At 40.1% G+C, this 13,440-nt stretch carries 10 protein-coding genes and 1 pseudogene; 6 read left to right on the top strand and 5 right to left on the bottom strand.

Going from position 1 to position 13,440, the window contains the following annotated elements:
- Positions 1 to 97: 97 nt before the first annotated feature.
- A complete protein-coding gene (locus tag UYK_RS0115395) occupies positions 98 to 1,438 on the top strand; it encodes an oligosaccharide flippase family protein (protein ID WP_009454738.1) in 1,341 nt (446 codons plus the stop codon).
- A gap of 76 nt (positions 1,439 to 1,514) precedes the next feature.
- Positions 1,515 to 2,396, top strand: a complete 882-nt coding sequence (locus UYK_RS0115390) for a DUF4437 domain-containing protein (RefSeq protein ID WP_016871713.1) — start codon at positions 1,515 to 1,517, stop codon at positions 2,394 to 2,396.
- A gap of 67 nt (positions 2,397 to 2,463) precedes the next feature.
- Here the strand turns inward: UYK_RS0115390 and UYK_RS0115385 are convergent, their stop codons facing one another.
- Positions 2,464 to 3,939 (bottom strand): dihydroorotase, encoded by a 1,476-nt coding sequence (locus tag UYK_RS0115385; protein ID WP_009454736.1) that lies wholly within the window; start codon positions 3,937 to 3,939, stop codon positions 2,464 to 2,466.
- 304 nt (positions 3,940 to 4,243) lie between these two features.
- Here UYK_RS0115385 and UYK_RS0115380 point away from each other — a divergent pair, with 304 nt between their 5' ends.
- Together UYK_RS0115380 and UYK_RS0115375 are read left to right on the top strand one after the other, a co-directional pair.
- On the top strand, positions 4,244 to 5,050 hold the full coding sequence (locus UYK_RS0115380; protein WP_009454735.1) for an aspartyl/asparaginyl beta-hydroxylase domain-containing protein: 807 nt from the start codon (positions 4,244 to 4,246) through the stop codon (positions 5,048 to 5,050).
- 166 nt (positions 5,051 to 5,216) lie between these two features.
- A complete protein-coding gene (locus UYK_RS0115375) occupies positions 5,217 to 6,221 on the top strand; it encodes a zinc-binding dehydrogenase (RefSeq protein WP_016871712.1) in 1,005 nt (334 codons plus the stop codon).
- Positions 6,222 to 6,543: 322 nt separating this feature from the next.
- On the opposite strand, the gene hpnH is transcribed toward UYK_RS0115375, so the two are convergent.
- Together hpnH and thrC are read right to left on the bottom strand one after the other, a co-directional pair.
- The gene (gene hpnH, locus UYK_RS0115370) at positions 6,544 to 7,557 is read right to left on the bottom strand and encodes an adenosyl-hopene transferase HpnH (protein WP_009454733.1); all 1,014 of its coding nucleotides are present in this window, start codon (positions 7,555 to 7,557) and stop codon (positions 6,544 to 6,546) included.
- A 237-nt stretch (positions 7,558 to 7,794) separates the two neighbouring features.
- Complete coding sequence (gene thrC, locus UYK_RS0115365; protein ID WP_009454732.1) at positions 7,795 to 8,886, bottom strand: threonine synthase; 1,092 nt, start codon at positions 8,884 to 8,886, stop codon at positions 7,795 to 7,797.
- A 607-nt stretch (positions 8,887 to 9,493) separates the two neighbouring features.
- Here thrC and UYK_RS0115360 point away from each other — a divergent pair.
- Positions 9,494 to 9,679, top strand: coding sequence for a hypothetical protein (locus tag UYK_RS0115360; protein WP_009454730.1), 186 nt, complete (start codon positions 9,494 to 9,496; stop codon positions 9,677 to 9,679).
- 246 nt (positions 9,680 to 9,925) lie between these two features.
- Here UYK_RS0115360 and UYK_RS0115355 read toward each other — a convergent pair whose 3' ends face one another.
- Entirely contained in the window at positions 9,926 to 11,428 is a 1,503-nt protein-coding gene (locus tag UYK_RS0115355) for a hypothetical protein (protein ID WP_009454729.1), read from the bottom strand.
- A gap of 184 nt (positions 11,429 to 11,612) precedes the next feature.
- On the opposite strand from UYK_RS0115355, the pseudogene UYK_RS0115350 reads away from it, so the two are divergent.
- Positions 11,613 to 11,969: pseudogene (locus UYK_RS0115350) on the top strand (iron uptake porin); the annotation flags it as partial.
- A 226-nt stretch (positions 11,970 to 12,195) separates the two neighbouring features.
- Here the strand turns inward: UYK_RS0115350 and UYK_RS0115345 are convergent.
- Entirely contained in the window at positions 12,196 to 13,419 is a 1,224-nt protein-coding gene (locus UYK_RS0115345) for a glycosyltransferase family 4 protein (protein WP_009454726.1), read from the bottom strand.
- Between the last annotated feature and the right edge of the window lie 21 nt (positions 13,420 to 13,440).

Below are 13,440 nucleotides of genomic sequence, written 5' to 3'. Positions count from 1 at the left end.
GTTCTCTGTTATGAAATAAATTGATAAACCACTGAGACACAGAGAACACAAAGTGAAGACAGTAGATATTACGGCTTAAGTATTTGCCTTTAAAAATATGACATCTATAAAAAAACTTGCTATTCGTGGAGCAATCTGGACTATTGTTGGTTTCGGAAGTATTCAAATTCTAAGATTTGGCAATAATTTAATTTTGACTCGCTTACTACAACCAGAGTTTTTTGGTTTGATGGCTTTAGTAAATACCTTAAGAATGGGTCTGGAGCTTTTCTCAGACATAGGTGTTGCTCAAAATATAGTTAATAGCAAAAGAGGTGATGAACCGACTTTTTTAAATACTATTTGGACTCTGCAAGTAATTCGTGGTGCAGTCATTTGGTTTGTTGGTCTAATTCTTGCGTTTCCAATAGCTAATTTTTACAACGACCAACGTTTACTATGGTTAATTCCGATTGTTGTATTTACTTCGTTTATTGAAGGCTTTAACTCTACCAGTTTACACACTCTGCATCGTCAGATGAAACTGGGTAAACTTTCTATTTATGAACTTCTTTTTCAGGTATGTTATTTCTCTACGCTCATAGGTTTGGTTTGGTTGTATCCAACTATCTGGTCTTTAGGTATCGCAATAGTAATTTCAGGAATATATAAATTGGTTAGTAGCTACTGGTTAATACCAGAATATTCTAATCGTTTGGCATGGGAACCAAAAGCAGTTAAAGAAATTCTTTCTTTTAGTAAGTGGATGTTTATCGCATCAACATTAATGTTTGCTGCTGAACAAACTGACCGCCTTGTTTTAGCTAAGCTATTGTCATTTGAAATATTAGGTATATACACAGTAGCGTATACTCTGGCCAGTATTCCTCGAGATGTGATCAGACAACTTAGCTTTAGAGTTATTTTTCCTGCAATCTCTCAACAATCTCACTTACCGAGGGCTACTTTGCGACAAAAAATTCTACCTCAACGGCGATTAATTCTATTAGGATCTGCAATTATATTAGCAGTCTTAATAACTGTTGGAGATTTAGTAGTTGCATTTTTATATGATCGAAGATACGCAACAGCCACTTGGATGATGCCTGTTTTATGTAGTGGCATTTGGTTTTCTTTGCTATTTTACACTACCAGTCCTGCTTTGTTAGCTATTGGGAAGCCCCTATATTCAGCCCAGAGTAATTTTGCTAGATTCGGAATCATAGCTTTGGGCGTACCTTTAGCATATCAAAACTTCAATGTATTAGGAGCAATTATTGTGATTGCATTTAGTGATTTACCTTTATACTTAGTTAATCTCTATGGACTCTGGCGGGAAAAACTTTCTTGTTTTATTCAAGATATGCAAACAACTGCTTTTTTTCTCGGGGTACTAGCTTTATTTTTAATAATTAGGAATTCTTGGGGATTTGGTCTTCCGATTCAATCATTATTCTAAATATTAGTTTCATATGCGATCGCTCTGCTTTATTCTGCTGGCATGATAATAAAAGTAGAAGTATTCGACCACACTCATGCAAAACCAACCGGATGAATTTTTACATACACCATCTATCAAAGAGGATTGGGGTGGAGATGGTAGAGGGCGCATGAATCTTTCAGGAAGACGCACTGCCATTTCCAAAGAATATTTACCTCGTCAATACCAATTTTTTGACACTAATGCTGTGCAACAAGAGTGCAAGTGGCGAATTAACGGAATACCAGAGGAAGTAATTTCTGGGAGACGTCGGTTGTTGACATGGCATGATGAATGTGGTGCATCAACTTCTAGAGTAGTTCTACCAACCCAGTTTGAAGCTCCTTCTGGTATATTTACAGCTGATTTAGAGATATTCGTCCTTAAGGGTGCAATTCAAGTAGGCGAGTGGCGGTTAAGCAAGCATGGTTACTCTTTTATTCCAGCAGGAGTAAAATTTGGGCCTTGGAAAGTGTTAGGTGATGAAGAAGTTGAAATCCTCTGGATGGAGAATGGTTTTCTTAAGTATAGAAATGCCGAAAACAATCATCCAAATGCTAATTTAAGTGATTTTATTCCAGCATTGGATAGTAAATTATTAGCGTGGGGCAAGACAGAGACTGTGCAATTTGTGCAAGCAAATAAGAAGTGGCTAAGGAAAGATAGTAATGGAGGGGGAGTGTGGCTACTTGCTATCTTGCCCCATTATGAAAGTAAATATCCAGAAATACAATGTTATAACGAAGAAGGTTATTGCCTAGCCGGATATTGTGATGTAGGAGATTACAGGTTCTTAAAAGACCACTTTTTGTATTGTCCAAGTTTTAGTACTATTCCCAAACACAGAACAGATGATGGCTGCTTATTTTTGATTCGAGTTGATAGAGATTTATCAAAAGTGAGTACAGTCTTGTCATATGCACCTGGAGATACCTAATGATTAGACAAAGTAATGTTTCGGGTATTCTTTAAGGGTTCCACCTTCTAGTTCGACACTTCGACTACTATCTCATCAAGCGTTTCAAATAGCGTCCAGTTGGTGAACCTAGAACTTGTCCGTTGTGATAGATTAAATTCCCTCGCAAAAAGGTTGTTTTTACCCGTCCAGTTAACTCCAATCCTTCAAAGGGGGTATAACCTTGCTGTGACTCCGACTCAGTCGCGCGGACAACAAAGGTTTCATTAGGATCTAACAGCACCAAATCTGCATCGTAACCAACAGCAATATCACCTTTGGAACTTAACCCAAACCTCCGTGCAGGATTCCAGCTTAATAACTCGGCCATGTGATTGTAAGACATACCACGCTTGCTACCTTCACTAAAAACACCGGAAAGTAGGTATTCTGTGCCACCAAAGCCAGATTTAGCCAACCAAATATTATTCGGATCTTTCTGAGAGGCTTTCTTTTCGGCTGAACAACAAGCGTGATCGCTGACAATCCAATCAACTTGGCGATTAAGTACAGCCTGCCACAGGTATTCTACCTCTGCACGGGAACGAATGGGGGGGTTCACCTTTGCCCATTTGCCTGTAGGTGTATCTATATCTAATAAAAGATGTCCTACAGTTACTTCCCGACGAAAATTGATGTGAGGAAAGATTGTTTGCATCATCAAAGCAGCTTCTACTGCTTTGCGGGAACTGAGGTGTAACAAATTAATATTAAGACAATTAGTTTCGTGGGCCAAGTAGGAAGCAATGCAAATGGCTAACCCTTCAGAATGAGGCGGACGCGCTGCACTATATGCTTTTAAACCAGTGAGGCTGGAGTCTTGCTGGACAATTTTGGTGTAGGCGTTAAGGATTTCAGCTACTTCGCAATGGAGACTGAGACTCAGGCGATCGCTTGCTTCGGGATACAATTCCCTCAGCTTGGTCAGACCACGCATGATAAATTCAAAGTGAGCAAAGTCATACCTTTCCTCTTTATTAATCATCAAAAATAGATTTTGTTGATCGGAAAGACCATGCAAACCATAGCCACCGTAGAACATAAAAATTTTAAATGATTCAATCCCATATTCCTCAAATAGCATTTGCATCTCATCGATATGAGACGCGCTAATTGGGGCAATATGATAACCATAATCAACAAAAAAATTCCCTTGTGATAGTGCCAACACTTCCGGAAAAAAATCTCTGTAAGAGCCGCCTTTGTTGAGATAATACTGCCCTGTACGGATATAATTCAGGCTGGTAGTCACACCTCCAGTTGCTGCTGCTTTGGTTTCCGTCACCGCATCTTGGTCAAGTGGTTGATAGATACCGATGTGCATATGGGCATCAACAACCCCAGGAAACCCCAGCAAATTTTGGGCATCAAACACCTCTTTGGTTTCGTCTGGGCTAATATAAGGTGCAATTTGGGCAAATTTCCCATCCTTAATTCCCAAATCAACCAGTTCGACTGCATCCTGATGGGGACGCACTACCCGCACATTTTTAATAATTTTATCTAATACGGGAGCTTCAGACACAGTATACCTCGGACTAAAATGAGTACAGAACCTAAAGTTTTATTTAATGCTCAAAAATGATACGTAGCGCTCAGGAACTTTGTATACCAAAAAGGATAAATATTCTTTGTGTCTTGGAGTCTTTGTGGTTGGTGATTTCACCACTAAGACACTAAGGCACTAAGGGTTAAAGGCGTTTGCAGTCAAGACTTTAACCGTTAAATATTTAAGCACTAAAGTGCTAACTACAAACTTATCAAAAGTTTTACAATTAACTACCACTATGTAACAGTTTTTTATGCAATCGTCTTCAGGAGAAAAGATAATGGAAAGTTTTAATGAGTATCATCTTGATCCAAAGCAATTTCCTTTTCTCAACAGCCTTCAAGAGAATTGGCAAGTGATTAGAGATGAGTTTACACATTTTATTCACAATGCATCTCCAGAAGAATTAAAGTTCACTTATGATGTTCTGGGGCCTAAGAGTAAAACGATTAAAACCAAAGGTAGTGCACAATATAGTGCTTTTGGGATTTTATTTCAAGGTTTGTTTATTGAAGAATATATTCAAGTTCATCAAATTCAATACCCAGATTATGCAATAGATGAGGCTGTAAATAAGGCAGTTACGTTAAGAGAAAAATATTTTTCAAATTTGGCTAAAGTTATAGAGAAAGTCAATTTTGTTGAAGATAATATTCTTAGAAATGTGTATTTTGGTACATTCCATCCAGGCTTAGATATTAAGCTGCATGTGAACTATAATCCTCACATGAATCGTGGGTATTTAGGATTGATTGTGCCAGAAGGGGATGTGGCAATGAAAATATGCCATGACAAGCTTTATTGGCATGAAGGGGAATTCATGGTTTTAGATCATAGCTATCCCCACTGTCCGCATAATTACACTAATTATGATAGAACTGTCTTAGTTGTGGACTTTTTTAAACCGGATTGGTCTAGGAAAGAAGCGATTCAGTTTGAAAAAGAGCAAGTCGCACAAAGAATGGAAGATAATCCTTACAGTTTGGGTGTTTTTGGGAAAAGTGATAAAGCCAAAGAAGAAGATTTTATTAAGTATGGTTTAGCTCATCAGTTGGAGTGGGATAAAGCCTTATCAGTGAGCAGTTAACAGTAAGTAGTGGCGTGGCAAGGTTAAAATAGTGCAATAAATCTCTTTTTCTATCTGGTGTGTTCTCTGCGGTTTATTAATGCACAAATTTAGTCTTATCAGCCCACTACAATTTACTTAGTTGGCGTCTTCAGAAATAAAAGCTAAACTTAAAATTTGTATTAGGATGGCAAAAACCTATAGAAAGTTAATAGGGAAGCAAATTAGTCAAGATTTTAAATCCGCTGTTGAAATTATAGAAATTCCTATTCCTATACCTGATAATAATCAGCTTTTAATTAAAAATAAGTTTGCTGGGATCAATGCTGGTTTTGATACCTTACTTTGCCAAGGTAAAGTCCCCTATGTTAACTTAACTCCTCCTTTTGATTTAGGTGTAGAAGCTGTCGGTGAAGTTGTTGCTGTAGGAGATAATATTCAAGATTTCCAAGTAGGTGATGCTGTTGTAACTACAGTGCGGGGAGGAGGTTATCGTGAGTACCAAGTTATAGATGCTAATCTTGCAGTCAAAGTTCGCCAAGCAATACCAGAAGTACTAACTCTCATGCCTACCGGAATATCAGCTTTGGTAGCATTAGAAAAAGTCGGAGAAATGAAAAGTGATGAAGTGGTTTTAGTGACAGCAGCAGCAGGGGGAACAGGACATATTGCGGTACAGTTGGCAAAGTTAGCTGGTAATCATGTGATTGGTATTTGTGGGTCACAAGTGAAAGCGGAATTGTTACAAAAATTGGGTTGCGATCGCACTATTAACTACCGCAGCGAAAATCTCAATCAAGTCCTCAGAAATGAATATCCCAACGGTATTAACTTAGTTTTTGATTGTGTCGGAAAACAAGTTTTTGATACTTGTGTAGAAAATCTCGCAATCCGAGGACGTTTAGTTGTAGTTGGTTTTATTTCCGAATATGGCAAAGATTTAGAACAAGTCACACAACCTCGTATATATCACAAACTCTTTTGGAAAGCTGCTTCTGTACGGGGTTTTCTTATGCCTCTTTATCAAGAATATGCTACCGCAGCACGCGATCGCTTGTTAAATTTGTTCTATACCAATCAACTTAAAGTAGCCATTGATCCAACCCAATTTCACGGTATAGAATCCATCCCCACAGCAGTTGAATATTTACTCAGTGGTAAAAATTGCGGCAAAGTAGTTGTAAAACTATAAAACTTCAGCGTAAACACACATAATGCCAGAAATTGAATCTAATCCCCAATCCCTTCCCTAGAAAGGAAGGTGTTTGGATTGAAAGTCTTAGTTAGTCAGCTTTAAGCTGACTTCAGCAACTAGCCACAATTTATTTTAGGGCAAAGTTTTGGGCTAATTGAGATTGCTGGACATTATTAAGTTATATCAAGTTCGGTTAATTGCTTACAATATTATGCTTCGGTGTTGGTCATTGGTTTTTCCGATTACCGATTACCCATTACCTATTACCAGCCCACGCGACAGTATAAGTATTTAAGCGAACATGATATCACTACAAAGTCTAACCAAATATGCTACCAATAGAACGAACTAAATTCTGTGGTTGCATCGCATCGGTGGCGGCGGTGGGTTCATAACCACAGTGAACCATACAATCTGCACATTTGGGATTACCACTTGCACGACCGTATTTTTGCCACTCGGTTTTTTCCATCAGTTCATCAAAGGTGGCGTAATGCCCTTCATTTAATAAATAACAGGGTTTTTGCCAACCCAGAACACTGTAACTCGGACTACCCCAAGGTGAACATTCATAGTCTTTCTCTCCAGTGAGAAAATCTATAAATAGTGGGTTATGGTTAAAGTTCCAGTTTTTCTGACCTGCTTTGTAAGGAGCTAAAATTTCTCTAAATAAAGCCCGTGTTTGTTCTCGCTTGAGAAAATGTTCTTGATCGCTTGCCCACTCATAACTATAACCAGGGGAAATCATCATCCCATCAATGTTGATGGTACTGAGGAAATCAAAAAACTCCTGCATTTGTTTAGAATCGACACCCTGAAAAACAGTAGTGTTAGTTGTAACGCGAAATCCTTTGGCTTTCGCAGCACGTATGGCTTGCACCGCAGTGTCAAAGACACCTTTGCGATTTACACAACGATCATGCCAATCTCGCATTCCATCAAGATGTACACTGAACGTCAAATAAGGTGAAGGTTGAAATTTATCTAAGCTCTTTTCTAATAACAAGCCATTAGTACACAAGTAAACAAACTTTTTGCGCTCAATCAATCCTTGCACAATCTCGTCAATTTGAGGATGCAGCAGTGGTTCCCCACCAGGAATAGAGACTATAGGCGCACCGCATTCTTCTGCTGCTGCAAAACACTCCTGTGGAGTTAGGTTACGCTTGAGTATATCTGTGGGATGCTGAATTTTGCCGCAGCCAGGACAGGCAAGGTTGCAACGAAATAGAGGTTCCAACATTAAAACCAAGGGGTAACGCTTACGTCCCTTCAAACGTTGGGTGACGATATATTTGCCGACTTCTAATGCTTGCTGAAGATTAATAGCCATCTAAGCTTACTCCCCACTTTTTCAGTTAAATATATTGTGCCGCAAGTCTGTAGTTGTAGTGGGAGACACTGGGTAGGAAGTGAAGAATTAAAAATCAACCACCGATAAACACAGATGCACACAGATAGACTATCGGTGTATATCTGTGTGCATCTGTGTTCGTTTGTAAACAACACTTAGATTGCTTTACCAGTCCATCTTAGACATGAATTAGACTCTTAATTTGGCGCAGCAACCTCAAAATCCCATCGCCGCAGCTACAGCGTGGACTTCCGATTCAATGCCTTGTTTAAATTGGCTGTTGCTGTGTTTAATGGCTGTATCTGGGTCTTTTAAACCATTACCTGTGAGGACGCAAACTACTGTTGCACCTGTGGGAACTTGGTCTTTGACCTGCAATAAGCCTGCGACGGAAGCAGCACTGGCTGGTTCGCAGAAAATTCCTTCTTCTGAGGCCAATAGGCGATAGGCTTCGAGGATTTCGTCATCAGTGACAGAGTGGAAATTTCCCATACTGGCTGATTTGACGGCTACTGCTTTTTCCCAACTGGCGGGGTTGCCAATTCTAATGGCTGTGGCGAGTGTTTCTGGATGGGGTATGGGTTCTCCTTTGACAAGGGGCGCTGCACCGGCTGCTTGGAAACCCATCATCCTAGGCAGGCGATCGCACTTCCCAATTTGGTGATATTGACAAAATCCCATCCAATATGCTGTGATATTTCCCGCATTACCCACAGGAATACACAGCCAATCAGGAGTATTACCAAGAACATCTACTATTTCAAATGCTGCGGTTTTTTGCCCTTCTAGGCGGTAGGGGTTAACTGAATTCACCAATGTGACTGGATAGCTTTGCGCCATTTCCCGGACAATTTCTAAGGCACGGTCAAAGTTGCCTTTAATTGCCAGTACCTCTGCACCATACAAGAGTGCCTGCGCCAATTTACCCAGCGCTACATAACCATCGGGAATCAATACAAAGGCACGCATTCCCCCACGTCGAGCATAGGCTGCTGCTGCTGCTGAGGTGTTGCCTGTACTCGCACAAATTACCGCCTTGGCCCCTGCTTCTTTGGCTTTGGAAATTGCCATTGTCATACCTCGGTCTTTGAAGCTACCAGTTGGGTTAAGACCGTCATACTTGACAAAAACACGTACTTGTCTGCCAATGCGTTGTGCGATCGCAGGAACTGGTATCAGAGGTGTGTTACCCTCCAGCAGGGTGACAACTGGTGTTGTTTCGCTGACAGGCAAGTAGTCGCGATATTGCTCTATGAGTCCGGGCCAGGGTTGGCGATGAGATGTAGTTGCAGACAGGCTCAAGGTCACGAGTTTTCAGGGCTTGTTAAATGTTGTTGGGTGTTGGTTGTTGGGTGTTGGTTGTTTGCAAACCACTAACAAACAACTAGTTCGTAGAATGTCAGTTTATCGTTTTAGATGTCTCTCTGGAAAGGTTTATGCGACATTTTTTGACACTCCTTACCGTCGGCGTGGATTTACTCGCTTTGTCAAAAGGACTCACCTTTAGTAATCTGGCGATCGCTCAAGATAATAACGATACTATGTATTAGTGTCGCTGACAATTGTGACATCCTAGCTACTCTGACTGGTGTTCACACAAGTACCATCATTAGTGGAAGTTTCATAACTCTTTAGTGGTTAGTTGTTGGTTGTTGGTTGTTGGTTGTTGGTTGTTTACTCCTCACACTCCTCACACTCCTCATACCTCCCCCACAACCCCATCTCCCCACCACCCAACACTTGCGATTGTTCCAATTCCTAAGGAACAAAGTGATTTTTCTGTTGTCATTAACTACATATTTCAAAATGAGTTACAAGGGCAAGGGAAAATTATATATTTTTTTAACAATTCTTTAAACTTGCCTATTATAATATCTCTAATGGTGTGAGTAAGTTACGGGTGACTTAGTAAGCAATGTCTACATCTGGTATTTCTGAACGTGAATCCCATGCTACTTGGGCAAAAAAGCTAGAAAAGTGTTTTAATCAAGTAGATCAGCAAGTCAAATTTATGCACTTGCAGGCAGAAGTAGATTGTCTGCTACAGCAGTTGCAACATTTAAAGATGCAAAAATTGGCAGCCATTGATAAAGAAGAATAGGCAGTACCTCAAAAACAAAACTTGTCTGTAACAAGTGCTGTTAGAGATGTCAGTGTGAAATTGTGGCTCTGGGTAACAGTTGTCAGCAGTCAGTGTCGGAACTCTTAGTAATTGGCATTCTCTAGCAGTAACGTAAATAGACTTAGGAATTGTAAGTTTAGCGATCGCTACTAAAAAATATTGAGAATTTTCCTGATAATTACAATTCAGTTACCAGTTACTTATTAACTGATAACTGATCACTGTTCACTGTTCACTGATCACCTGTGCTAGGAGAGTTTGAATGTACGCTAGTGATTCTTTGGTGATTTGAGTTTGCCCTTCTAGGAAAGTGTTGGCACGTTCTTGTCCTTGCTGAACTGCTATTATTAAAGCTCCCCATGCTTGCACTTCTGGTCGCCTGGGATTGACCTGTAAGGCTGTTTCGACGCGATTCCACAATCTTCCTCTGTCTGCCTTAAGCAAGGTAACGATTTCTTGAGCATTTTGTGGTGACGCCTGAAATACTTGTAATGCTTTTCCCCAACGACCGTCTATTAAATCTGCCAGTACTTGTTGACTAGGACTGGCCCAAGTTGTATCTGCTTGGGCTTTGGTCAGCTGAGAGTGCAAGCGAATCATGTCAATTTGTGCCTGTGCTGCTGCTGGTATTTTGTCCCGACGCTGTTTTTGGATGAATTGCAACCATTCCCAAGCTGGTGTCCATAGTCCACTTTTGGCGATCAAAAGGGCGTCTTGGTAAGCAGCATCGTTGAGGGCGGGTGTTTGCAGGGAAATTTGTTCTAATTGGATGGGGTTGAGGACAAAGTTGGATGGTTTAACCTGATAGATATTGAGTTGGGGTTCCAAGCCTACTGTTTGATCTACAACTAGTTCTTTTGCACCACCACCAGTTACCTGCTGCCATTTTGGGAGTTGTCCAGAAGGACTTGTCCAAGACAACATCAGTTGTAGGTTAGTGCGTTTGGGGTTGTAGTGAAAAATGTAACCATAGGCGATCGCTTGTGATTCTTGCTGGTGCTTACCCTGTGCATAAAGCCAAATACCAGAAGATGATGTCTCACCTTCCAAGCGTCCTATCTCCCTGACTGGTAAAACAAAGTTGGAACCTTGGTTTTCAGATGTAGCATCAACAGAGGGAGAAACGACAAATGATTCTTCTGGTCCAGTGATAGATAGTTGAGTTGCCAGAGTATAGTATTTTTCAGCTTTTGATTTTAGTTCTAAGTTTTGTGAAAGTTGATAAACTCTCAGTTCCACAATTTCTCGGCAATCTGATCGACAATTATGAGCTTGTTTGAAAACTGGCAGTAAAAAAGTTTCTATTTCACCGCTTTCTAGGGGGAGGATATCTCCGGCAATAGTACCTTGTTGTTCCAGGGCAGATTGAATTTGTGGTAGGGTTTGGGGATTTTCGTCGTGGGTAAGAGATTTTACCCATGCAGGCAGAAGTTTATTTAACCAAGTGACTTTATCAGGATTGATCATCAATTCGATACTTACCCAAGCAAAAGCCGCGACTAAGCAAGCACTACCTAGTAAGATGGCGATCGCTAATTTTGACGCCAACCCAGAGGAAGTTTTCTTAGTCTTAACTTTTCGACGCAGAACCGGACGCCCACCTTGTTGAGAATTTTCTGTGGGAAGCTGGGATGTTTTGACAATTTTCTTAGCTTTTTTAACAATTCGTTTTTTAGTAGTGTTGGTAGCAGATGGTTTTGGTGCTGGGTTTGGCGGGCGGTTAACCATACTTTTATTTTCAGTAAAATATAGCGAGATTTTTGATGAGTTTTTTATTTTATACTCGCGTTCTCAAGAAATTGCCTAGAAAAAGAAGTGTAAATTTGTACAAATAAGTAATTTTACGAATGACGTTAAAAAGATATTTTAAATAAGCTCTATCGTTGAGAGTGTGTGAGCGAAGTGTAAAAAGTTGAACGAAAGTCAAAGTAGGGTAATTGCGTACTTATTAGTAACGGTAGTCAACGGATTACCGACACAAGCGATCGCTATTCCCACAGACAAGACGGGAGAAGCAACAGAGAGTTTTTCTGTTAGTTCTCCTGCTTCTGTTGAAGATCCGATGGCACAAGTGACATCAGTATCTCAACTGCGGGACGTCCAACCCACAGATTGGGCATTTAGTGCATTGCAATCTTTAGTAGAAAGATATGGTTGCATTGCAGGTTATCCCAATGGAACTTATCGTGGCGATCGTCCCCTCAGCCGCTATGAATTTGCCGCCGGGTTGAATGCATGTTTGGATCGAGTGAATGAATTTATTGCCACACCTTCAATGAAGCAATAACTAGACTTGTTGCAAAAGTTGAATTAACGTGATTTGATGCACATCCAATTGGCTTCTTCCTGGTTTATTAAAAGAGAGAGGTTTCTTGAATTCACGTTGAACTAATCCCCCTCAATCAGGGATTGGGGGGGAAGATAAGGAAAAACTTTTAATATTAGAGGCTTAGGGAAGGAAATGCGATCGCACTCTTTATGTTGTGATTGTCTATTTAATTCAATTTTTCAATACATATTTGCTCGTAGCGTTTACCTGCGCTTTCCCAAGTAAATTCATTTTCTATCAATAGTCTACCGTTGAAAGATAATTCATCCCGTAGTTGTGAGTTGCTAAATAGGTGGCTAATGGCACTAATATATTCAGCTGGATGATTTGCTCGTAGTGCAGTGAGTGGAACATTTGCGCCGTCTACAGCTAATCCTTCTAAACCGCGATCGCTTGCTACTACTGGAACACCAGCAGCCATGGCTTCTAAGGTTTTATTTTTAATTCCAAATCCTGTCCGCATGGGTACAACGCAAACAGTGGCTTTGTGCAAGTACTCTACCATTGAAGGTACACGTCCGGTCACAGTGATTCCTGGTTTTGCTTGCAGTGCTAAAACTTCTGGTACAGGACGAGAACCAACAATATCAAAAGTTGCATCTGGATAAAGTTCTTGAACTTTTGGTAAAACTTCATTACTAAAAAAGCAAACGGCATCAATATTTGCTAAATTATCCATCGCACCGATAAAAACTAAACGATGTCCTCCCGGATCACTGGTGCGGTAAGGGAATGATTCTAAATCTACACCATTAGGAATTACAGTCATCTCAGCATTAGGATTAAACTGTTGCAGTTGAATTTGATCTTCTTGTGTAGTCGCAACAATGGCTGAAAATTTAGAGCAGTAGTTTTGTTCGTAACGTCGTAACAAAGGTAAGTTGATTTTATCTCGCCAAGGATTTTCAGAAATACCAATTTCTAATTGGTTACGACAGGTTCCATAAACAGAACTATGCACATTAACTATAGTTCTTACCTGTTTTTGAAAATGAGGTTTTATATAAATTTCATTAGCACTATGTTCGCAGGTAATCACATCACATTTTCCTGCCTGTACAAAATTATCAATCCACTCTTGCATTTCTCCAGAATAGCGGTTTAAGACACTCGGCGGAATCCCATCTTGCACAAAACTAGTAAATCGTTGGATTTTCTTTACTACACCGCCACTACTTCCTGAATCAGGAGGACGGTTGAAAACAACTAAATTATTTACCCACTTTTGTAACTCTGTAATTTCTGCATCTGTGACATCAACTTCTCTTTGAGTTACAAGAGTAACAGCATGGCGTTGACTAAGATACTTGAGTAAGTTAAACGTTCGCACCTGAGTTCCTCCCCGCGTTGGCGGATAAGGAAAAGTGGAAGATAACATCAAAATGTTCATAAAGGAATTTAGTTGGGAATA

It is taken from the genome of Fischerella thermalis PCC 7521 (assembly GCF_000317225.1).
Taxonomy (GTDB): Bacteria; Cyanobacteriota; Cyanobacteriia; order Cyanobacteriales; family Nostocaceae; genus Fischerella; species Fischerella thermalis.
Note: the sequence above shows the minus strand (reverse complement) of the source record. Positions and strands in the feature narration are given on the sequence as shown.